The organism is Cryobacterium sp. 10C3, from assembly GCF_034314285.1.
Taxonomy (GTDB): domain Bacteria; phylum Actinomycetota; class Actinomycetes; order Actinomycetales; family Microbacteriaceae; genus Cryobacterium; species Cryobacterium glucosi.
Genome location: NZ_JAVIWF010000002.1, coordinates 3,476,490 through 3,499,154 on the forward strand (window position 1 = coordinate 3,476,490; position 22,665 = coordinate 3,499,154).

General features: G+C 66.9%; 16 protein-coding genes and 3 pseudogenes. 12 read left to right on the plus strand and 7 right to left on the minus strand.

Annotation, left to right across the window (positions count from 1 at the left end; all coding sequences use genetic code 11):
- Positions 1-190 precede the first annotated feature (190 nt).
- Positions 191-1,919: pseudogene (gene pgi / locus RGU41_RS17465) on the plus strand (glucose-6-phosphate isomerase).
- Positions 1,920-1,975: 56 nt separating this feature from the next.
- Here pgi and arr read toward each other — a convergent pair.
- Together arr and RGU41_RS17475 are read right to left on the minus strand one after the other, a co-directional pair.
- A pseudogene (arr, locus tag RGU41_RS17470) lies at positions 1,976-2,403 on the minus strand (NAD(+)--rifampin ADP-ribosyltransferase).
- Positions 2,404-2,466: 63 nt separating this feature from the next.
- On the minus strand, positions 2,467-3,294 hold the full coding sequence (locus tag RGU41_RS17475) for a helix-turn-helix transcriptional regulator (protein ID WP_322136945.1): 828 nt from the start codon (positions 3,292-3,294) through the stop codon (positions 2,467-2,469).
- 85 nt (positions 3,295-3,379) lie between these two features.
- Here RGU41_RS17475 and RGU41_RS17480 point away from each other — a divergent pair, with 85 nt between their 5' ends.
- The 3 genes and pseudogenes from RGU41_RS17480 to RGU41_RS17490 all read left to right on the plus strand — a co-directional run bounded on the left by RGU41_RS17480 (position 3,380) and on the right by RGU41_RS17490 (position 6,055).
- Complete coding sequence (locus RGU41_RS17480) at positions 3,380-4,060, plus strand: SDR family NAD(P)-dependent oxidoreductase (protein ID WP_322136946.1); 681 nt, start codon at positions 3,380-3,382, stop codon at positions 4,058-4,060.
- Positions 4,061-4,117: 57 nt separating this feature from the next.
- On the plus strand, positions 4,118-5,005 hold the full coding sequence (locus tag RGU41_RS17485) for a helix-turn-helix transcriptional regulator (RefSeq protein ID WP_322136947.1): 888 nt from the start codon (positions 4,118-4,120) through the stop codon (positions 5,003-5,005).
- A 34-nt stretch (positions 5,006-5,039) separates the two neighbouring features.
- Positions 5,040-6,055: pseudogene (locus RGU41_RS17490) on the plus strand (aldo/keto reductase).
- Positions 6,056-6,175: 120 nt separating this feature from the next.
- On the opposite strand, the gene RGU41_RS17495 reads toward RGU41_RS17490, so the two are convergent.
- Both RGU41_RS17495 and RGU41_RS17500 read right to left on the minus strand, forming a co-directional pair.
- Positions 6,176-6,817: an NADPH-dependent F420 reductase gene (locus RGU41_RS17495; RefSeq protein ID WP_134449138.1), complete on the minus strand. Its 642-nt coding sequence runs from the start codon at positions 6,815-6,817 to the stop codon at positions 6,176-6,178.
- 70 nt (positions 6,818-6,887) lie between these two features.
- A complete protein-coding gene (locus RGU41_RS17500) occupies positions 6,888-8,009 on the minus strand; it encodes a hypothetical protein (protein WP_134558329.1) in 1,122 nt (373 codons plus the stop codon).
- Positions 8,010-8,210: 201 nt separating this feature from the next.
- Here RGU41_RS17500 and RGU41_RS17505 point away from each other — a divergent pair, with 201 nt between their 5' ends.
- Positions 8,211-9,185, plus strand: coding sequence for an aldo/keto reductase (locus RGU41_RS17505; RefSeq protein WP_322136948.1), 975 nt, complete (start codon positions 8,211-8,213; stop codon positions 9,183-9,185).
- Between the two features lie 38 nt (positions 9,186-9,223).
- On the opposite strand, the gene RGU41_RS17510 is transcribed toward RGU41_RS17505, so the two are convergent.
- Entirely contained in the window at positions 9,224-11,743 is a 2,520-nt protein-coding gene (locus RGU41_RS17510) for a putative bifunctional diguanylate cyclase/phosphodiesterase (RefSeq protein ID WP_322136949.1), read from the minus strand.
- Between the two features lie 180 nt (positions 11,744-11,923).
- Positions 11,924-12,370 carry a VOC family protein gene (locus RGU41_RS17515; RefSeq protein ID WP_134449134.1) on the minus strand — a complete coding sequence of 149 codons (447 nt, stop codon included), beginning with the start codon at positions 12,368-12,370 and terminating at the stop codon, positions 11,924-11,926.
- A gap of 313 nt (positions 12,371-12,683) precedes the next feature.
- Between RGU41_RS17515 and RGU41_RS17520 the strand changes: the two genes are divergently transcribed.
- The 3 genes from RGU41_RS17520 to RGU41_RS17530 all read left to right on the plus strand — a co-directional run bounded on the left by RGU41_RS17520 (position 12,684) and on the right by RGU41_RS17530 (position 17,546).
- Complete coding sequence (locus RGU41_RS17520; protein WP_322136950.1) at positions 12,684-13,748, plus strand: ABC transporter permease; 1,065 nt, start codon at positions 12,684-12,686, stop codon at positions 13,746-13,748.
- A gap of 40 nt (positions 13,749-13,788) precedes the next feature.
- Complete coding sequence (locus RGU41_RS17525; RefSeq protein ID WP_134449132.1) at positions 13,789-14,901, plus strand: substrate-binding domain-containing protein; 1,113 nt, start codon at positions 13,789-13,791, stop codon at positions 14,899-14,901.
- Positions 14,902-14,999: 98 nt separating this feature from the next.
- A complete protein-coding gene (locus RGU41_RS17530; protein ID WP_322136951.1) occupies positions 15,000-17,546 on the plus strand; it encodes an ATP-binding cassette domain-containing protein in 2,547 nt (848 codons plus the stop codon).
- Between the two features lie 78 nt (positions 17,547-17,624).
- Here RGU41_RS17530 and RGU41_RS17535 read toward each other — a convergent pair whose 3' ends face one another.
- Positions 17,625-18,503 (minus strand): NAD(P)-dependent oxidoreductase, encoded by an 879-nt coding sequence (locus RGU41_RS17535; protein ID WP_322136952.1) that lies wholly within the window; start codon positions 18,501-18,503, stop codon positions 17,625-17,627.
- A gap of 296 nt (positions 18,504-18,799) precedes the next feature.
- On the opposite strand from RGU41_RS17535, the gene RGU41_RS17540 reads away from it, so the two are divergent.
- The 4 genes from RGU41_RS17540 to RGU41_RS17555 are packed head-to-tail and all read left to right on the plus strand — an operon-like array spanning position 18,800 to position 22,591.
- Positions 18,800-19,030: an SDR family oxidoreductase gene (locus tag RGU41_RS17540; RefSeq protein ID WP_134558324.1), complete on the plus strand. Its 231-nt coding sequence runs from the start codon at positions 18,800-18,802 to the stop codon at positions 19,028-19,030.
- Positions 19,031-19,087: 57 nt separating this feature from the next.
- Entirely contained in the window at positions 19,088-20,470 is a 1,383-nt protein-coding gene (locus RGU41_RS17545) for a M24 family metallopeptidase (RefSeq protein WP_134449129.1), read from the plus strand.
- A 7-nt stretch (positions 20,471-20,477) separates the two neighbouring features.
- Entirely contained in the window at positions 20,478-21,536 is a 1,059-nt protein-coding gene (locus RGU41_RS17550) for a zinc-dependent alcohol dehydrogenase (RefSeq protein ID WP_322136953.1), read from the plus strand.
- Positions 21,533-22,591, plus strand: a complete 1,059-nt coding sequence (locus RGU41_RS17555) for a 2,3-butanediol dehydrogenase (protein WP_134449127.1) — start codon at positions 21,533-21,535, stop codon at positions 22,589-22,591. Before RGU41_RS17550 ends, RGU41_RS17555 begins: the two co-directional genes overlap by 4 nt.
- Positions 22,592-22,665: the final 74 nt, after the last annotated feature.

The window sequence follows — 22,665 nt, forward strand, 5'->3', positions numbered from 1 at the left end:
ACTCCAGATGAAACTCGCTTGTGACGTGAGATCCGATTGCACCGAGCCCGCCGCCCGTCCCTGCTGCGTTCTGGTTGAACCGGTTGGCGTTAGACGGTCGCCGAACACGGCCATAGGCTGGTAAGCGGTCCGCCTCGCTGAACTGCGGGAGTCGCGGGCGGTTTGCTGATCCATTGTCCAGGAGGAATCCATGACCGAATTCGCCCCCGTTGATCCCACGTCTACCGACGCTTGGAGTCAGCTCGCCGGCATCGCCGAGGGATTCTCGCCTGATCTCCGCGAGTGGTTCGCCACCGACCCGGGACGAGCTGGTCGCTACACCTTGCAGGCCGGCGACCTCACGGTCGACCTGTCGAAGAATCTCCTGACCGAAGAGATCCTGGCCCACCTCGTGCAGCTCGCGAAGGACGTCGACGTCTCAGGCCGGTTCAACGCCATGATCACCGGCGAGCACATCAACGTCACCGAAGACCGTGCGGTTCTCCACACGGCGCTCCGCCGCCCGAAGAATGGCGCAGACCTCGTGCCGCCGACCGGCTTCGTCGTCGACGGTGCGGATGTCGACGCCGACGTCCACGCCACACTCGACAAGGTCTACGCATTCGCCGACAAGGTGAGGTCCGGCGCGTGGACCGGTATAACGGGCAAGGCCATTAAGACTGTCGTCAACATCGGGATCGGCGGGTCCGACCTCGGCCCCGTCATGGTCTACGAAGCGTTGAAACCGTATGTGCAGGCGGGCCTCGAGTGCCGCTTCGTCTCGAACATCGACCCGACGGATGTCTACGAGAAGACGGCGAACCTGGACCCGGAGACCACCCTTTTCATTGTCGCGTCCAAGACGTTCGGTACCCTCGAGACCCTCACGAACGCCCGGTTGGCACGCGAGTGGCTCTGGAACCAGCTCCTCGCCTCCGGCGCCATCGAGGACACTGACGCCGCCCGTGCTGCGGCCGTCGCCAAGCACTTCGTCGACCGTGTCGACCGCCCTCGACAAGGTCGCCGCATTCGGCATCGATCCCGAGAACGCCTTTGGATTCTGGGACTGGGTCGGCGGCCGTTTCTCGATCGACTCCGCCATCGGCACGTCCGTGGTCGTCGCCATCGGCCCGGACAACTGGCGCGAATTCCTGTCCGGTTTCCACACCATCGATGAGCACATGCGCACGGCGCCCCTCGAGCAGAACGTCCCGGTCCTGATGGGTCTTCTCAACGTCTGGTACTCCAACTTCCTCAAGGCCCAGAGCCATGCTGTGCTCCCATACGCCCAGTACCTCCACCGCTTCCCGGCGTACCTCCAGCAGCTCACCATGGAATCGAACGGAAAGAGCGTCCGCTGGGACGGGACAAGCGTCACGACCGACACCGGTGAGATCTTCTGGGGCGAACCGGGCACGAACGGACAGCACGCCTTCTACCAGCTCATCCACCAGGGCACGCGCCTGGTCCCCGCGGACTTCATCGCGGTCGCGAATCCCGCCCACCCGTTGAAGGATGAGACGGGCGACGGCGCCGCCGTCGAGCCAGGACAGGACGTCCACGGGCTGTTCATGGCGAACTTCTTCGCCCAGACGAAGGCGCTCGCCTTCGGGAAGACGGCCGCGGAGGTTCGTGCAGAAGGCACGGACGAGTCCGTGGTGCCGGCCCGCTCGTTCACCGGGAACCGTCCGACGACGTCGATCCTCGCGCCGGCCCTCACGCCGAGCGTCGTCGGCCAGCTCATCGCGCTCTACGAGCACATCGTGTTCACCGAAGGCACGATCTGGGGCATCGATTCGTTCGACCAGTGGGGCGTCGAACTGGGCAAGCAGCTTGCGCTTCAGGTCGCTCCCGCCGTCGACGGGGATGCGGACGCACTCGCAGCCCAGGACTCCTCGACGAAGGCCCTGATCTCGAAGTACCTCGAGCTGCGCAACTGACGCCGACCGGGTACGTCACGCATGGTGGCGTACCCGGTAGGGGTCTCCGGTCGCTCCTAGTCGTAGATGACCGCGAGACCCTGGCGCTTGAGTTCGGCGAGACCGTCGCGCATGGCCTGGAGCCGGTCGGGGGAGTGCCCTGTCCAGTCCTCGAGTTCGCCGACGATCGTGACCGGCTCCGTGGTGCGGTACGACAGGGTCGGGTTCCCGGGGAACTTCTTGTCCGTCACGTTGGGGTCGTCTTCGAGGGCACCCGTCGGTTCGACGATGTAGATCCGGCCGCGGCCGTCTCCGGCCGCGAGCTCGGCCCCCACGTCGCGGCATCCAGGGTCGCCGTCAGGTAGACGTAGTTCGTCGTCCGTCCCGCTTCGAAGTTGGACCCGCGCCCGGGCACCAACAGGTCCCCCACGGCCAGGTCGGCTTTCGTGCCGTGAAAGAGGGCCCCCGATTCGTGGACTTCGAATGGTGTGGGTTCGTTTGTCATGCGCACTCCCTGAAAGGTCGATTCACGATCGTACCCGGCCGACCCCGTGCGAGAACAGGGCGGTCAGGCGAACGTCCGGATGGCGCTCACCCGCAGGAGGTCGAGCCTGGCAGCATCCGTTGAGCCAGGAACCACCGTGTACACGACGATCTTCAGGTCACTCCCGGGCGCCGCAAGGACATCGCAATCGAAGGTGATCGGGCCGACGAGGGCGTTCTGCACGGTCTTGCGGGACTCGCGGTGTTCCCCGAACGTCGCCGAACTCCATAACCGTTCGAACTCCTCCGAGGTCGCGCGCAGGTCGGCGATGAGTTCAGAGAGCGCGGTGTCGTCCGGGTACCGGGTCGAGGCCACGTGAACATCGGCGACGAGGTCCCGATGGAACTCAACGAGGTGCTCCGGGCTGTGCTCGACGAACGACGGGCCCCCGGCGAACCGGTTCCAGAGCAGGTTGGAACCGCGTCCCGCCGCCGGAGCCTCACCGAACAAGGTCAGCCAGAGGTCGTTGACCAGCAGGGCATCCCAGGCGGCAGAGAAGACCGCGACGGGGACTTCACTGAGCCGGTCGACGATGTGCCGAACTCCCGGCGTCACGTGCCGGGGGACCATGGTCTTCGTCGGCACCGCTACCCCGCCGATGCGGAACAGGTGGTCCCGTTCGTCGTCGGTGAGTCGAAGCGCGCGGGCGAGCGACCCGAGCACCTGCGGTGACGGATGCGTGGCGCGGCCCTGCTCGAGACGAACGACGTAGTCGACGCTGAGGTTGGCGAGCATCGCGAGCTCCTCGCGGCGCAGCCCGGGCGAGCGTCGGTCTCCACCGGACGGCAAACCCGCCTCAACGGGAGAGATCCGGTCGCGCCACGCGCGAAGCAGGGAAGCGAGTTCTGGCATGGCTCCACTCTGCCCTTCCCGGCTGGGCAGCGGGTGGTACTGGCAATCCCAGCAAGTGTCGCGGGCACGCCCGCAGGCTGGAATCATGACAACAACACTCATCACCGGTGCCAACAAGGGCCTCGGACTCGAAACCGCCCGCCGCCTCCTCCGGGCCGGACACACCGTCTATGCCGGCATGCGCGACACGGCCAACGGCACGGATGCTGCGGCTCTCGGCGCCCACATCCTGCAGCTGGACGTCACGGACGACGAGTCCGTCGCATCCGCGATCGCCTCACTACCCGAGCTGGACGTTCTGATCAACAACGCCGGGATCGTCGGCTCGCACGCCGGAGTCGACGAATTCGGTGCGGACGACCTGGCCGCGGTCTTCGACACCAACGTGTACTCGATCGTCCGCGTCACCCGGGCCGCCCTGCCGCTGCTCAGAGCGTCCGGCAACGCCCGGATCGTCAACGTCGCCAGTGGGCTCGGGTTCCCGCGTTTTGTCACAGACCCCGCCCGCGTCGAATCGACGATCGCCGGCCTCGGCTACATGACGTCCAAGGCCGCGGTGATCATGCTCACCCTGCAATACAGCAAAATGCTGCCGTCGATGCGGGTGAACACGATCGATCCGGGCTACACGTCCACCGATCTCAACGGTCACAGCGGGCCGCAGACCGTATCCGAGGGCACGGATGCTGCGGTGGCGATGGCGACGATCGGTCACGACGGTCCGACCGGAACGTTCAGCGACCGTGACGGTCTCATCGCCTACTGACGTTCCGGGTACTGGCAGGACCTCCCACCCTCGAGGGATGTGACGTACCGTTTTGGCGTGGACAACAAGACCGAGATTCGTGACTTCCTGGTGACGCGGCGGGCACGCATCACGCCCGAACAGGCCGGGCTGCCTGACTTCGGTGGGAAGAGGAGAGTCGCCGGACTCCGCCGCGAAGAGGTCGCGATGCTCGCCGGGGTGAGTGTGGACTATTACGTCAGGCTCGAACGCGGCAACCTCGGCGGCGTCTCCGAGAGTGTCCTCGAGGCCCTGGTGCGTGCTCTCCAGCTCGATGAAACCGAGCGGGCTCACCTGTTCGACCTGGCACGGACGGCCAATGCTTCTGTCGGAACGCGGCGGCGACCAGCCGTCAGCCGGGTTCGCCCCGGTGTCATCATGCTGCTGGATTCGATCGCCGCACCGGCGTGGCTGCGTAACGGGCGGATGGACATCCTCGCGACGAACGCTCTGGGGCGCGCGTTGTACGCGCCGGTCTTCGACGGCCCGCTGACGCCCCCCAACACCGCGCGGTTCGCGTTCCTCGATCCGAGAGCGGTCGACTTCTGGCCCGACTGGAACCTGATCGCTTCCGGCACGGTCGCGACGCTCCGGGCGGAAGCGGGCAAGAACCCGTATGACAAGGGCCTGACCGACCTGATCGGGGAGCTCTCGACGAGAAGTGAGGAGTTCCGCATCCGCTGGGCTGCCCACGATGTCTACCAACACACGTCAGGGGAGAAACGGCTCCACCACCCCGTGGTCGGCGACCTCGAACTCACCTACGAGGCCATGCAGCTTGTGACGGACGAGGGGCTCACCCTGCTCGTGTACGGCGCCGAGCCGGGCACGAAATCCGCAGACGCCCTCGGCCTCCTGGCGAGCTGGGCTGCGACAGAGGCGCGGGAATCTCGCGCCCTGTCGATCGATGAGCACCACGTGGGCTGAGGAACCCCAGCCCGCCAACGAAAGGAAGAACCAGATGGACTACCGCCTCTTGGGACGCACCGGTGTAGAAGTGAGCCCCTGTGCCTCGGCACGATGATGTTCGGCGCCTGGGGCAACCAGGACGTCGACGACTCGATCCGGGTCATCCACCACGCCCTGGATGCCGGGATCAACTTCGTCGACACTGCCGACGTCTACTCCGGAGGCGGATCAGAGGAGATCGTCGGGAAGGCCCTCGCGGGACGTCGTGACGATGTCGTCCTCGCCACCAAGTTCTTCATGCCGATGGGGAAGGGCCCGAACCAGAGCGGCGGGTCTCGGAAGTGGATCATGCAGGCCGTCGAAGGCTCACTGCGCCGCCTCGGGACCGACTACCTCGACCTGTACCAGGTGCACCGCCCGAGCGCCGCGATGGACGTCGAAGAGACGCTCGGCGCGCTGACCGATCTGGTCAGGCAGGGAAAGGTCCGTTATATCGGCTCGTCGTCGTATTCCGGCAGCCAGATCGTCGAGGCGCAGGTGGCCGCACGCGACCGGAACCTCGCCAGGTTCGTCACCGAACAGCCGCCCTATTCGCTCCTCGTCCGCGGCATCGAGCAGGATGTCCTTCCCACGGCACGTCGCTACGGCATGGGCACCCTCACGTACAGCCCACTCGCCGGCGGGTGGCTCTCCGGCAAGTGGCGCAAGGACGCCGCTCCCGTCCCGACCTCGGCGGCACGCCCGAGCGCCCGTTTCGATATGACGAGCGTCGCCAACCAGCAGAAGCTCGAGGTCGTCGACGCCCTCGCCCGGGTCGCTGACGAGGCCGGTCTCACACTGATCCAGATGGCGATAGCATTCGTGATCAACCACCCGGGAGTCACCTCGGCGATCATCGGCCCGCGCACGATGGAGCAACTCATCTCGCAGCTTCCCGCCGCGGACGTGATCCTTTCCACCGAGGTGCTCGACGCGATCGACGCTCTCGTCGCCCCCGGCGTCACCTTGAACCCCGACGACAACAGCTACGGAGCGACCGAGCTCACCCCGGCCGCGCGCCGCCGCTGACGATCGCCGTCCTGTCTCCGCGAGAGCGGAGTTTGGCCCTTAAACCATGGGTTTAAGGGCCAAACTCCGCTCTCGCGGTAGGGCGGATGCTGCGAGGCCGACGATGAGACCGTGCGAAGGTCAGACCGTGCGCGGGGCCTTCGCGAGGTTGGCCTCGAGCTCGGCGGTGTTCTGGCGGATCACGTAGGCCGGGCGGTCGCGCTCGACGCGCCAGCTCTCGGAGAGCGGGCCGATGTTCACGGTGTCGAAGCCGAATTCGTCATACAGCTTCGTGACGAAGTCGGAGGCATCCGCGAAGTCAGACGAGGTCGCGAGCGCGCGCCGCGCCGGGTCGCCGGCGGGGTGCGCGTCTCCGGTGATGTCGACGGCCATGATGTGGTTGAAGCCCTTCGCGACCCGGGACGTGGGCAGGTGCGCCTGCAGCATGCCGGTGACGGTCGCCTCGCCCTTGTCGAGGGCGTCGATGTGGCCGTCGCGTTCGAAGTAGTAGTTGTTGGTGTCGATCACGATCTTGCCGGCGAGTGGCTCGACGGGCACGTCCGCGTATGCCTTGAGCGGCACGGTCACGACGGCGACGTCTGCGGCCTCTGCCGCCTGGACGGCGGTTCCGGCCGTCGCCTTCGGGCCGAGTTCGGCCACGAGGTCCGCGAGGGTCTCCGGGCCGCGAGAGTTGCTGATCACGACGTCGTAGCCGCTCTCGATCGCCTTGCGGGCGACCTGGCTGCCGATGTTTCCTGCTCCGATGATTCCGATAGTTGTCATGATCGCGACAACGAGGTCCGGGCGGAAAATGTTCCCGCATCAGCGAAAAGTACGCGCCTGGCGAAATCGTTCACACGGCGAATCGGGTGATGGCCGCGGCCGGCCCTCCGCCGGGAACGTCGTCGGCGCGGACCGCGAGCACCCGCGCGCCCGAGAGCAGGGCCCGGCGGGCGATCTCGTCCACGACGCCGTAGTTGTGGGCGTCGTCGACGTCGTCGAAGGTGATCGCACCGGATTCCTCGTCGACGTACCCCGGGATCTTCCGGTCGATGTCGACAACGAGGGTGTCGATGGCGCCGTAGGTGGCGGCACGGGCGATATCGCTGAGGTCGGTGGCGCCGCGGCCCTCGTTGAAACGGGCCTCGATCAGATCGGAGAGTTCACCGAGCTGGGCGGCATAGAGCCGGTCCAGCACGGGACGCGCGACGGCCGCGAGCTCCTCGGGAGTCCGTTCGTCGGGGTTTCCTTCGATGGTCGGGGCGGCGAGGAGCGGATACCCGCTGACCCCGCGGAAGATGCTGTTCAACGGTTCCGCGGTGGCCAGAATGAGTGGCAGGCCCGAACCCGTCACGAGTGGCCTGATCGCGGCATCCACCGATCGGGAATACTGGGCGAGGCGCACCTTCTGCCCCTCTGAGCCCTGGATGCGCCCGGACGGTGATCGGCCGCTGATCGACGGAAGACCGACGGCGCTCGCCGCGTCAGCAGGCAGGCCGGGCACGTCGACGACGTATGCTCCCGCGTCCGGCGAGACCTCGACCAGCCGGGCCGCATTCTGCGACACGGCGAGCACGAACGCCGTTTGCGGGAAGGTGATCGCCCGGAGCAGGGGCTTGATGTACAGGCGATCGGCCACCTCGAGCACGGAGGGGAGCACGTTGGGCACCCGAAACGTCTGCAGGTGGCCCGAGTAGTGGAAGATCGCGAGCGACCGCGACAGGTAGGACCAGAACTGACGGTCCTGGATGAGGTCCGCGATCGCGTCCTCGAGCTCTTCGACGGCGGCCCGGCCCGCCCCGGCCTCGGTGAGCTGCCGGGCTGCGGCCGCAACCTGGTTGCGGAGCTCGATCCGGGACGGTTCGGATTCGGTCGGAACCGGACTCGTGGGCAGATAGATCGAGACGCAGAACGGTTCCCGCACGGCCGCCAGCTGCCGGATCGACGTTGGATTGGGGATGTCGGTGTGCAGCATGTCTGGCCCGTACCTTCCGGAGAGTCGTTGTCTGGTTTCTCGTGCGTCCCCCGCGACGACGACAGTGTAGCCCCGGCTCCGGAGGGCCGCGCGGCGCATCCGTGCAGCTGCGGGCCGTAGTGTTCCAGTGAGGTCCGATCGCCAGGATGTCTGGTTCGGGCCGGTCGCGACTGAGAGGGATTGAACATGGAGTATCGCCGTTTGGGCAAGTCCGGGCTGCAGGTCAGCGAGGTGTCCCTCGGGTCGTGGGTGACGTTCGGCAAGCAGGTGCGCGAGGACGACGCGCTGGCGTTGATGACGCTCGCCTATGACTCGGGGATCAACTTCTTCGACAACGCCGAAGGCTATGAAGCAGGTGCATCGGAGGCCCTGATGGGGGCCGCGCTGGAGAAGCTCGGCTGGGACCGTGATTCCTACGCCGTGTCGTCGAAGGTCTTCTGGGGCGGATCGAAGCCCACGCAGCGGGGCTTGTCGCGCAAGCACGTGACCGAAGCCTGCCATGCCGCGCTGAAGCGCCTGCGGGTGGACTACCTCGACCTCTACTTCTGCCACCGTCCCGACATCGATACGCCGATCGAAGAGACGGTCTGGGCGATGCACAACCTCATCATGCAAGGCAAGGTGCTGTACTGGGGAACGTCGGAGTGGAGTGCGCAGCAGATCACCGAGGCCCACGCCGTCGCCCGTGCCCTGCACATCACGCCGCCGACCATGGAACAGCCGCAGTACAACATGTTCACGCGCCAGAAGGTGGAGAGCGAGTTCCTGCCGTTGTACGACACCTTCGGCCTCGGCACGACCATCTGGTCGCCGCTGGCCTCCGGGGTCCTCACCGGCAAGTACAACGACGGGGTTCCCTCGGACAGCCGGATGAACCTCCCGGGCTACGAGTGGCTCAGGGCGGAGTGGGAATCCGAAGCCGGGAAGGCCAAGCTCGAGAAGGTCCGCAGACTGGCGATCGTCGCCTCGGATGCCGGGCTGCCGTTGACGCACCTGGCGCTGCTCTGGTGCCTGCGCAACCCGCGGGTGTCGACGGTGATCCTGGGGGCGAGTAAGAAGGAACAACTGGCCGACAACCTCGCGGCCCTGGACTCGAAGGCCGCTCTGACCGCCGAGGTGGTCGCAGCGATCGAGGAGATCCTCGGCAACGAACCGCCTGCCCCCCAGCGCTACTGACCTCACCCGCGGGGCGCTGGCACCGTCCTTCGGTCGTCTTAGTGGACGAGGACCGCGACCGAAATGTCCGGCTGCGGGCGCGCGAAGAGATAACCCTGACCGTAGCGGCAGCCCATATCGCGGAGGAGCTCAAGCTGTTCGCTGGTCTCGATTCCCTCGGCGACGACGTCGAGTCCGAGGGAATCGGCCAGGTGCAGGATTCCGCGTACGATCGCCTGGTCGCGGTCAGAGGAGACAAGGTTGTCGATGAAGGTCATGTCGATCTTGAGTAGATCGACCTCCAGCGAACGGAGCTGGGCGAACGAGGAATAGCCGGTTCCGAAGTCGTCGATCGCGAGGCGGACGCCGAGATCACGCAGTTCGTCGAACGTGCGGGTCGCCGAATCCATGACGTCGATAACGGCGCTCTCGGTGAGTTCTAGCCAGAGCTGGCCGGGCGCCAGCCCGGTCTCGAGGAGGGCACGGCGAACGACGGTGCCGAAGTCCGAGCGCACGAACTGCCGCGCGGAGACATTGACGCTGACGGCTTGATCGGCATCGAGCGAAGTGGCCGCAGAACACGCCTGCCGAAGCACCGCGCGGCCGATGTCCCTGATCAGCCCGGTCTCCTCGGCGATCGCGATGAAATCGCCCGGCGCGACAATGCCGATTTCCGGTCGCCGCCAGCGCGCCAGGGCCTCGGCGGCCGCGACCCGCGGGTTCTGCAGGTCGACGATCGGCTGGTACCAGGTCTCGATCTCACTGCGTCCGACAGCAGTGCGAAGCCCGATCTCCGTGTCGACCCGCCGGCGGATGCGCCCGCGCAGGTCGTCGTTGAACACCTCATACCGGGCGCGACCCTGGTCCTTCGCCAGGTACATCGCCTGGTCGGCCTGCCGGAGCAGCGTCTCGGCGTCCTCGGTACCCGTGCTGACGGCGATGCCGATGCTCGTGTCGACCATTGCGGTCTGGTCGCCGATCTCAATGGGCAGGGACACCGCGGCTTGCACCGCCTTTGCGATCCGGCGTGCCTCCGCGCCCGTGCCGATGTCGGGACAGAGCACGACGAATTCATCGCCGCCGATCCGGGCGACCGTGTCAGAGGCCCGGACCGCCGCGCGCAGCCGGACCGCGATCTGGGCGAGGACCGCGTCGCCGGCGTGGTGGCCGAGGCTGTCGTTGACGACCTTGAAGCGGTCGAGGTCGATGAAGAGCAGGCCGACTCCACGGTGCGCCCTGGCGGCGAAGAGGAGTGCCTGGTCGAGCCGGTCGAGCAGGAGCAGGCGGTTGGGCAGGTCCGTCAGGGGGTCGTGGAAGGCGAGGTGCTCCACACGCGCCTCCGCCGCTCGCACGGCCGTGACGTCGGTGACGCTCAACAGGTAGCCGGTGACGCCGGTCGTGTCGAGAATCCGGGTGGCGCTCGCCTGCACCCATTTCGCCTCACCGGTCAGGGTCTGGAACCGGAACGTCGATTCAAAGGCGGCACCGGATGCGACGGTCGTCCTCCACGCGTCGATCACCCGCTCCGCGTCGTCGGCGTGGATGTTCCGGCCCCAGCCATCTCCCCGCGACGCCTCGACGCTCAGTCCGGTCATTCGCATCCACTGCTCGTTGGTTGTGACGACGCCGCCGCCGGCGTCGAATTGCACGATGCCGACGGGCGCGATGCGGATGAGCGCGTGCAGTCGCTCGGCGGTCCTGGCCAGTTCGCGGGTACGGTCGTGCACCGCGCTCTCCAGGGTTGCATTGGCCACGGCCAGGGCGTCGAAAGCGCCGTCCCGTTGGATGTCGAGCGCGCGGAGCCGTCCGGCCGCGATCCAGGCGACGCCGAGGACGAGCCCGATGGTGGACGAGACGAGCAGCGCGTTGCCGAATTCGGCGTCGAACCAGCCTTCTCGCTGGGCCCAGAGGCGCAGCCAACCAAGAAAGAACGGACCGAGAATGATAATGGGGAGACCGCTTCGGAGTAGCCGGCCCGCACTCCGGCGGTCGCGGACCAGGCCGACCAGCCCGATATCCGGTCGTTCGTACAGGATGGCCGCGGCGATCGCGCCCACGCAGAGAACGGTGAGCGTGGAGATGTTCAGCGGCCGGCCGGGGTCACTCACGGCCGATACTCCGTAAGCGGCGCTGAGGATCGTCAGGAGCACCAGCAACAGGGTGAGAACGGCGAAGCCGGCGGTGACGGCGGCACCCGCCACGCCACGGAGGCAGAAGGCGAGTCCGAGGAGCACGAGGGAGAGTGCGGTCCCGATCGCCATTCTTGGTGGCGAGCCACCGAGGCGGAGCCCCGGCAGGAGAACGTCGACGCCCAGGCCAACGCCCGAGACGTATTCGGCGAGGGTCAGTCCGCCGATGACGGTCGCGGCGGCGCCCAGCGCTGTCGCGACCGCCGGGCGGTCGGCGAGGGCGAGGGCGACCGCGAGAACGAGGAGCCCAACGATCGTTGTCGGCTTCATGACGTCGTGTGGCAACGCTGCGCCGGCCGACAGGTCGAGCATGTACCACCGGACCAGGGAGAAGAGGGTCACCAGGGCGACGAGGGCGGAAACGACCCGACTGTCACGGCTGACGCGCACCACCGCTCCCCCAACTGCCGGGCATTGGTGCCGGTCGACACTTGAACAGTACTGGCTTCCGATGCGGTGCCGTGCACGCAGTCCGGTTCGCCTCCGCGAGAGCGGGTGAATCGTCGTTCTGCCGCGCTCAGAACGACGGCTCACCCGCTTTCGCGAGGAAGGGGAGGTGTGGGGGCGGGCTCAGGCGGGCGACTCCCAGATTTCCAGCTGGATGCCGTCGGGGTCGCGCAGGTAGGCCCACTTGGAACCGATCAGGGCGCCGGAATCGAGAGTGACGGGCGGTGCGTTGAATACCGCGCCCTTCTCGACCAGGTCCCGGTATGCCGCGTCGAGGTCCGACACTTCGAGGCACACATGCGCGCTGCCGACATCACCATTGCTTCGATCGAAGTCGCGCCCCTCCGGGTTGTGGTATTCCAGGAATTCCAGGCGGGTGTTCCCGATCATGATCATCGAGAATGCCAGCGCGGCATCGTTCACCTGGACGCTGCGGGAGAGTGCCTCTCCCGAACCCTCGCTGACGGGACCAGGAGTGAGCCCGAACATTCGCGAGTACCACTCGAAGGAACGCTTCATGTCGCGCACCGTCACTCCGACGTGGTGCACTCCGAGAACCTGGAAGGCCATCTGACTCTCTCCTCTGCGTCCCGCCGCACTGCGGGTCGCTGTCGTCGTGTTGTCACTCGACTAACATTCTGCTGCGTCGGGATCGCTTTGTACAGTGTCACTACACAAGTGTGCACCGATCGCGCACGCCGGATCGCGGGGGATGGTCCTTCGCGGTGGTCGAGGACGATCCACCTTCCCCAAACCTCGGCGTTGCCGATTCTCGAATCGTTACCGGCAACTACTTGTGAACAGCTCAGGACTTTTGTAAAGTGACGCTCAACACACAGCGCGTGACATCGACGTTGCCCGGTGAGAATTGTTGGGAGAAAGCATGATCGACGCAACGGTGCGTGAACCGGCGAAGCTACTCAGTTCGCGACCTGTCGTCTCCAAGGGATTCGTCACCGTCGGCGTATCCACGGTGCTGCTCTTCGTGGTCTGCGCCCTTGTCGCGCCGACGAGCGTCTCCGGCGGGGCTGTGCTCGGGATGATCCCCTTCGCCGCCGTGCTTGCAATCGTCGGCCTCGGCCAGATGCTGGTCGTGCAGCAGGGCGGAATCGACCTCTCCATCCCCGGCGCCGTGTCGCTCGCCATCGTGATCGTCAGCCACGAGCCGGACGGTGACAACAGCAGGCTGTTGCCCGCGGTCGTTCTGGCGCTGGCCTACGCGATCGGGGCCGGCCTGCTCAATGGCTTCATGGTCGGCCGTCTCGGACTCAACTCGATCATCGCCACCCTGGGAACGAACGCACTGCTCTTCGGGGCCGTCCTGGGCATTTCCGGCGGCACGCCGCGCAGCACGACCAGCCTGCTGGCCGGAATCGCCGGCGGCCTGACCTGGGGCATCCCGAACTCAGCATTCTTCGCTCTCGCCGCGCTGGCGCTCGTGACCGTCATGGTCAAGCGCACGGTAGCCGGGCGGCGTTTCGAAGCCGTCGGGGCGAACCCGCTGACTGCCCGTGCGACGGGCCTGCGCGTGACGATCCATCAGTCGCTGGCTTTCGTGTGGGCCCAGCTGCTGTACTGCCTGGCCGGCATTCTGCTCGCCGGCATCACCAACCAGCCCACTGCCTTCCAGGGCGACGCATACCTGCTCCCTGCGGTCGCGGTCGTCGTGCTTGGCGGCACATCGTTGCTGGGTGGCCGCGGGTATCCCGTCGCCACGGTCATCGCGGCGTTGTTTCTGAGCCAGCTCGACCAGTTCGTGCTGTCACTCGGCGTGCCCTATGCGGTGCGCACCCTCGTGCAGGCGGCGGCGCTCGCCGTCGGCGTGGCACTGTACACGGTGGACTGGGCGGCATTCCGCCAGAGGTTCATCCGCAGGTCCCCCGGATCGGCACCCCGGCATGACTGCTACACACCGGGGACAAGGTTTTCGACGGAGCGGTCGAAATAGTGCGACAGAGGCGTCGCTCTCACAATGGAGGAAATCAAACATGAAACGTCCCAAGAGTCTCGCAATGCTCGTCATGTCCCTCGCCGCAGCTTCGCTGGCGCTCGCGGGCTGCAGCGGAACGTCATCGGGCTCGGGCTCCGGCTCGACGGCGGATGCCGGAACTTCTGTGGCAGGAGCACCGTCGTGGTGTGGTCCGAAAAAGATCTCCCTCGGTCTGCTCGACGGCTTCGGCGGAAACAGCTGGCGCCTGGTGACGACGGCGGCCGGTGCCGATGAGGCCAAGCTGTGCCCGAGCGTCACAAGCTACGAATACGCGGACGGCCAGGGCGACACCCAGAAGGCCATCTCGGACATCCAGGGCATGGTCGCCAAGGGTGTCAACGCCCTCGTCGTGTTCCCGGACGCCGGCCAGGCCATGCTGCCCGCCCTGCGCAGCGCATACAAGGCCGGCGTCGTGACCGTTCCCTACCGGGTCGACCCGGGCGGCAAGGACGGCGTGGACTACGACGCCTGGATCGGCGCGGACTTCGTGACCGATGGCAAGAACTGGGGTAACTGGCTCAAGACCAACCTCCCCGACGGCGGCAACATCCTCTTCATCAGCGGGCCGAAGGGCAACAGCCAGGCCGTCGACGAGCTGACGGGCATGAAGTCGGTCATCACCGACCCGAAGTACGTCTTCATCGGCGAGACGCCCGAGGTCACCAACTGGGACCCGGCACTCACCCAGCAGGTGCTCACCGCGGACATCGCGAAGTACCCGAAGATCGACGCCATCGTCTCGGACTTCGGCCCGTCGCTCGTGGGCGCCCTTCCGGCCTTCGCGAAGAGCGGGCGTTCCGTGCCGGCCATCGTCACCTCTGACGGAAACTCCCTCGGTTGCTTCTACACGGACAACAGCGCGGCCAACCCGGACTTCAAGCTGATGACGGTCGCCACCGGAAACGACAACGTGCGACTCGCCGTCGACTACGCGGTCGCGAAGGCGACCGGTGGCGTGCTCCCGACCGACACGGTCTTCAAGGCCCCGGCCTTCGAAGACTCCGTGAGCGGAAAGCCGAGCACCGTGCAGTGCAAGAAGGACCTGCCCGGCGACATCTACCTCTCGGCGAAGATGTCGCCTGAGGACCAGGCGGCCCTGCTGAAGAAGTAGGCCAACCGGTGCCGCCGTCGGGTCGGTCGCGACTGTCGCGACCGACCCGGCGGCTGGTTCGTTTCCCCACATTGCACAGACAGGAAAAGGTCACAACTGTGAACAACCACGACACCGTCGACGTGACGACGCCGGACAAGGTCGAGCCCGCCGCCCCCGCAACCCTCGTGATGTCCAACATCTCGAAGCTCTACTCCGGCGTCGCGGCCCTCTCGGACGTTTCCGTCGAGATCCTGCCCGGCGAAGTCCACGCCATCCTCGGCGAGAACGGCGCGGGCAAGTCGACGCTGATGAACGTGGCATCGGGTACGGCGCAACCCGACGGGGGCAGCATCACCTTCGAGGGCACGCCGATCGGCGTGCTGACACCGGCCATCGCCGTGCAGCTCGGAATCGCGATCGTCCACCAGCATCCCGCCGTGCTCCCGGACATGACCGTCCTGGAGAATCTGCAGGTCGCCCTGCCCGCCGCGGTCCTCGCGTCCGGTACGTCGCTGGAAGCCACTGCTCAGGCGCTGCTCGCCGACGCCGGCCTGAGCGTGCACCTTCAGGATCGCGTGGAACTCCTGTCCGTTGCCCAGAAGCACCTGCTCGAGATCGCCAAGGCTCTTGCCCTCAAGCCGAAACTCCTCATCCTCGACGAACCGACAGCGCCCCTCGGCCAGGGATCCGTCGACCTGCTGTTCGAACGTGTGCGGAGGTCCGTGTCGAACGGAACGGCCGTCGTCTACATCACCCACCGCCTGGCCGAAGTCCGTGAGCTCGCCGACAAGGTGACCGTGCTTCGGGACGGCCGCGTCCGCGGCAGCGCCCGCGTCGCCGACATCACCGACGACGAACTGCTCGCGATGATCGTGGGACGCAAGCTCGAATCGACCTTCCCGCCCAAGCACATCGGCTCGCCGGACGACGAGACGAACTTCTCGATCAACGGGTTGAGCGGCTCGGGATTCGCGAACATCTCGATCAGCGCCCGTCCGGGCGAGATCATCGGCATCGCCGGGGTCGTCGGAAACGGCCAGAGCGAACTGATGCGCGCGCTCGCCGGTCTCGACTACTTCATGGGAACGGTCGCCATCGCCGGCAAGACCTTGAACTCCCGGCAACTCCTGCAGGAGGCGGCATACATGCCCGCCGATCGGCACCGCGAGGGCCTCCTGATGTCCCTCTCGGTGCGCGAGAACGCCGCCGTCTCGGCACTGGCGAAGTTCAAGCGGGGACCGCTGCTCAGCCGCAAGCGTGAGTTGGGCACGGTGGCCGAGACGCTGGGTTCGCTCGCGGTCAAGGCCGCGTCGATGGATTCCGTCGTCTCCTCCCTGTCCGGCGGCAACCAGCAGAAGGTCGTCCTGGCGCGGGCGCTGCTCTCCGAGCCGCTGCTGGTCGTGGCCGATGAGCCGACGCAGGGCGTCGACGTGGGTGCCCGGGCCGAGATCTACCGGATCCTGCGTGAGGTCTCGGCCTCCGGCATCCCCGTCGTCGTTGCCTCATCCGACGCGAAGGAGCTCGAGGGGCTGTGCGACCAGGTCATCGTGATGTCGCGGGGGCACGCGCTCGAAGTGCTCCAGGGCGCTGCGATCAGCGAAGAACGCATGATCCACGCCGCCGTCCGCTCGACGACCCGATCGGTGTCCGTCGTCGCGGATGAATCGGTCTCGAAGCACTCCGGACTCCGTCGTTTCCTGCAGGGCGACTATGCCCCCGCGGTGCTCCTGGTCGGTGTCATTGCACTGCTCGGGTCGTTCCTGTTCAGCCAGAACGCCCGCTACCTCTCCGACTTCAACATCTACTCCGTGCTCACCCTCGTCACGGCGCTCGGTTTCATCGCTCTGGGGCAGACCATCTCGCTGCTGATCGGAGGTATCGATCTGTCCGTCGGGCCCCTCGCCGGGTTCCTGGTGGTGATCGGGTCGTTCTTCATCAACGACGACAAGACCGTGGTGATGATCGTCCTCGGATTCGTGCTCATGATCGTCGTGGCGGCCGTCATCGGGGTGGTCAACGGCTCGCTGATCAGGTTCGCCCGGTTCACTCCCATCGCCGCGACGCTGACCGTGTACATCGCGTTGCAGGGATTCAGCTTCCTGCTCAGGAGCTCCCCGGACGGGTACATCAACTCGACGGTCACCGGAATCATCGGGTGGCAGCTCGGGCCGGTGCCTGTCGCCTTCATCGTGCTCGTCGCGGCCACGCTCGTGACCGAGTTCTTCCTGAAGAAGCGACGCTGGGGCTGGAAGCTGCGCGCGACCGGGTCCAACGAGGAATCGGCGCGCAGGAACGGCATCAATATCAACCGGACCGTCATCCTCGCGTATGTGGCCACTTCACTGTTCGCGTTCGTGGGTGCCGTGATGCTGATGGCGCAGATCGGGGTCGGCGACCCCGCCCAGGGCGTCGGCTACACGCTCACGAGCATCACCGCGGTCGTGCTCGGTGGAACGAGCCTGCTCGGCGGGCGGGGCACCTTCATCGGCACACTCCTCGGTTCCATCCTGCTCGTGCAGGTCCTCAATGCGACGTCTTTCCTCGGCTTGTCCCAGATGTGGCAGTACCTGTTCCAGGGGCTCCTCATCCTGGTGGCGGCGATCGTCTACTCGGTCGCACGACGCAACAACAAGCGCAGGAAGACGTCCTTCGCGCTCAGGTAGGCCGCCCGGTCACCGGTTCCGAGACGACAGAGCGCCGAGCCCGATCCGGTCCCGGCGCTCTGCCATCTGTCTTGCGCTTCACTCTGCGGTGCTGAGCCCGCGGGTGATCTCGGCGATGGCCGACCAGTCAAGGGGCGCGAGTTCGGGATCGGCGAGAGCCCGCTCGAACATGTCGCGCAACACGGGCGCCGTCGGGAGCACGACGCCGCTCGCAGCAGCAGCCCGCTCCGCGAGGGACAGGTCCTTGAGGCCGAGCCCGACGCTGAAACCGGGCGGGCTGTATGCCTTGCGGGCGATCAGGTTTCCGTAGCCCGTGTAGACGCTGCCCGTGAACGCGGCATCCGTCAGGATCTCGACGAACGTCATGCCATTGACTCCACCGTGTTCGACCAGGGTCACCGACTCGGCGAGGGCCTGGAGCGCGTGGATGAGGTTGTAGTTCACGCCGATCTTGACCAGGCTTGCCGTGCTCGGCCGCTCGCCGACGGCCCAGGTGCGCTTGCCGATCGCGTCGAGGTACGGCTGCGCCCTGGCTATGGCGCTCTTCGTGCCTGCCGCGACCACATTGAGCTTCCCGGCCGCCGCGATATTGGACCGGCCGAGCACGGGAGCCGCCACGTAGTCGATCCCGGCGAGGGAGTGCAGGTCGGTCAGCCGATCCGTCGCCTCGACGCTGAGCGTGGCGCAGTTGATGTGCAGGGTGCCGGCCGGCGCATCCGCGAGGGCCTCCGCACTGAAGACGGCCTCGGCGGCAGCGTCATTGGCGAGCATCGAGATCACGGTACCGACGCTGAGGGCGTCGGCGATGGAGACCGCCCGGGTGGCGCCGGCCGCGACGAGGGCGTCCGCCCCACCGGTCGATCGGTTCCAGACGTGCACCGAATGGCCGGACTCGATGAGCCGGCCTGCCATGGCAGAGCCCATTTCGCCGAGTCCGATAAAGCTGATGTCCGACATAGTTCACGCCTTCCAGATTGTCCTGAGGTTTCCGGATCCCGGCCAGCGGCCGGGCGCTCCGTCGCGCCGGATTGGGGCGCAACCGCCCCTTTGTGCAGTTCCAGTGAACACTACCGTGAGTGCCCGGTCTGCTCAACGTGATTCCCTCCCGATGGCAGTGTTCGCTTGACAAGCCCGACGCCGCTGAGTTGAATGTCAACCAACACCTTGTGCAGTGAGACTGTACAAAATAGTATTGCTGCGATACCCCGGCCCCGACCGGACACCAGACTTCGTACTGCAAAGGAGCAGAACACGTGGGCATTCGACTTGCCGAAAAGACCGTCGTCGTCACAGGCAGCGCATCCGAGCTCGCCGAAATGGGGGCCGGCGACTCCCGCTTCGACTCGATGGCCGGCGACATCCTGATGGGCCGGCCTGCCGCGCCCGAAGACATCGTGCCCACAGCGGTGTTCCTGGCAGCGAGCGATTCCGACTGCATCACCGGTCAGGTCATCCCCGTCGAGGGCGGCATGATCCTCGTCTGATCCGGCAGCCCGCCCTCCGGCACTCTGCACGACACTCAGCAAAGGAATGACACGACCGTGACCACAGCCACTTTCGGAACCAACGCCGTCGACTGGGAGGAGCGCATCCAGTTCGATCGCCTGCGCACGGACAGGCTCGCCAAGCTCCGGCGCGAGTTGTCCGGCTCGGACCTCGGGGCCGTGCTCGCCTTCGACTTCTCCAACATCCGCTACATGTCGTCGACCCACATCGGAACCTGGGCCATGGACAAGCTCATCCGCTTCTCGCTGCTCACCCGGCACAGCGACCCGATCGTCTGGGACTTCGGGTCCGCGGCCAAGCACCACCAGCTCTACAACCCCTGGCTGCAGACCACGACGGCCGAAGCGGATGCCGACCCGCACGCTCCGCACCACGGCGCGGTCCGGCCGCGGGCCGAGAACGGTGCCCGCGCCGGAATCTCGACCCTCCGCGGAGCCTTCCACCCTGACGCGGGGATCGCCGAGGGCGTCGCCAAGAAGATCAAGCGCGAACTGGAGAAGTTCGGCCTGCAGAACGAGCCGCTCGGCGTCGACGTGATCGAGCTGCCCATCCTGATGGCCCTGCAGAAGGAGGGGATCCGCGTCGTCGACGGCCAGCAGGTGTTCCTCAACGCCCGGGCGGTCAAGACCGGTGACGAGATCGCGCTGCTCACGCAGGCCGCGTCGATGGTGGATGCCGCGTACGAATCCCTGTATGAATTCCTTAGGCCGGGCGTGCGTGAGAACGAAGCCGTCGGGCTGGTTTCCAAGGTGCTCTACGACCTGGGGTCTGAGTACGTCGAGGGAGTGAACGCCATCTCGGGGGAGCGTTGCTCACCTCACCCGCACGTCTTCTCCGACCGGTTGATCCGGCCGGGCGACCCCGCCTTCTTCGACATCCTGCACAGCTACCAGGGCTACCGCACCTGCTACTACCGCACCTTCGCGGTCGGGTCGGCGAGCCGGGCGCAGCACGACGCCTACAAGATCGCCCGCCAGTACATGGACAGGGCGATCGCGCTCGTGCGCCCGGGGGCCACCACCGCCGACATCGTCAAGGTCTGGCCGACGGCCCAGGAATTCGGCTTCCCCGACGAGGAAGCCGCCTTCGCCCTGCAGTACGGCCACGGCGTCGGCCTGTCCATCTGGGAGAAGCCGATCTTCTCCCGGCTCGTGTCCCTCGACCACCCGGAGGTGCTCGTGGAGGGCATGGTCTTCGCCCTCGAGACCTACTGGCCGTCCGCCGACGGCATCGGGGCGGCCCGCATCGAAGAAGAAGTCGTCGTCACCGCCACGGGGTGCCAGGTGATCACCAAGTTCCCGGCAGAGGACCTGCTCGTTGCCGGCCAGCGCTACTACAGCGTCGGGGGGCCGTTGTCCCTGGTGCGCGACTCCCAGTCGCACCTCAACACCGCCGCCGGTCGCGGCGAAGCCGAGTAGGGCGCCGATGCGCGCCGCGGTCTACCACGCTGATCACGATGTCCGCCTCGAGGAGGTGCCCGCGCCCGTCCGGGCTCCGGGCGAAGCGCTGCTCGAGGTGCTGCGCAGCGGCATGTGCGGAACGGACGCCACCGAGTGGAAGGCCGGCCCGCTCACCTTCCCGGTGCAGCACCGCCACCCCGTCACCGGCCAGACCGGCCCGATGATTCCCGGCCACGAATTCGTCGGGAAGGTCCTCGAGGTCGACGAGTCGAGCCACTTTTCCGTCGGCGACATCGTCGCGAGCGGTGCGGGTGTGTCCTGCGGCGTCTGCGACCGGTGTGCGGAAGGTCGCACGAATCTCTGCGACCGGTACTACACACTGGGGCTCAACACCGACGGCGGTATGGCCGAGTTCGTCTCCTGCCCGGAGAGCACCCTCGTCCTCGTTCCCGAGGGACTTCCGATCGACCTCGCTGGCCTCGCCCAGCCGCTCGCCGTCGGCCTGCACGCCGCCCGTCGATCCGGGGTGCGTGACGGTGACCGCGTGGTCCTGATCGGGGCGGGGGCGATCGGCTCCTTCGTGCTCGCCGGGCTGAAATCGCTCGTGTCCGCCGACGTGACCGTGATCGACTTCCCGGGGGCGCGGCTCGAGCGAGCCCGTCGCCTCGGCGCGACACGGGTCGTCGAGGCAGGTGCGGATGCCGCCGCCCGCGTCGCCGAGGCCATCGGGCCATTCGGCGCCGACGTCGTGGTCGAGGCCAGCGGGGCGCCCGGACAACTGAACAATGCCCTCGCGATGGTGCGCAAGGGCGGAACCATCCTCCAGGTCGGGCTGCCGTCCGCCGAGCAGCTGGTCGACATCCATTCGCTCGTCATGCGCGAGATCACCGTGCGGACGACGCTTGCGCACGTGTGCGGCACCGACCTCGCCCCCGCTCTGGGTATTCTGGCGACGACCAATCTGGGCACCGAACTTCTCGACTCCGTCCGACCTCTTGACGACCTCGCCGAACAGCTCGAGCGACTCGCGACGGGCCGGCTCGAGGGCAAGGTACTCTTCGATCCACGACAAGGGGCAGCATGAAGGCAGCAGTTTTCCACGGCGCGCACGACATCCGCATCGAAGACGTGGACGGGCCGCCACCCCTCGGCAGCCTCGACGTGCTGCTGCGGCCGTACTGGTGCGGCATCTGCGGCACCGATCTCCACGAATACGCTATGGGGCCGATCGTCATCCCCTCGCACCCGCATCCGCTCACCGGGGCCACCGCCCCGCAGATTCTCGGGCACGAGTTCTCGGCGGAAGTGCTCGAGGTGGGTTCCGGGGTGCGGTCGGTGCGCGTCGGCCAGCGGGTGTCCGTGATGCCGCTGCTGTACTGCGGCAGCTGCTACTACTGCCGCCGCGGCCTGAACCACCTGTGCCAGTCGATGGCCTGCGTCGGCCTGAGCTTCGCCTCCGGAGGAATCTCGGAACTCGCGGTCGTTCCGGCCAGTCACGTGAGCGTGCTGCCCGATTCCGTCTCCGACCTCCAGGGCGCCCTCGTCGAGCCGGGAGCCGTGGCCGCCTACGGAGTCGACACGGCGCAGGTCCGGCCGGGGGACACCGTGCTCATCACCGGCGCCGGTCCGATCGGCGCACTCGCCTCGCTCTACGCCTCGGCGCTCGGTGCCCGCGTGTTCATCTCCGAGGTCAATCCGACCCGCGTCGCGCTCGCGAGGAGCCTGGACGTGGGCGAGGTGATCGATCCGTCCAAGATCGACGTCGCCGCCTGGGTCAAGGACCAGACCGAGGGAATCGGCGTCGACGCGGTGATCGAGTGCTCGGGCAACGAACGGGCCCTCCAGACGGCCATCGCCTCGGTGCGCTCGGCCGGGCGCATCTCGCAGACCGGCCTGCACACCAGGCAGGCGGCCATCGACCCCATGGTCCTCTCCGAACACGACATCACCCTCGCAGGCACCTGGTGCTATCCCGTCACGGACTGGCCGCGCATCATCGACCTGATCGCCCGCGGCCGGTACCCGGTCGAGAAGGTCGTGAGCGCCCAGATCAGCATGGCGGATGTCGTCGAGAAGGGCTTCGAAACCCTGCTCTCGCCGACCGGCGACCAGGTCAAGGTCCTCGTCAACGCACGCTGACGTCGATTCACACGGCTGACCTCGATCCACACTGACGCGCACCCCTCGCGCACCCTCTCCGTCCCCACGATTGG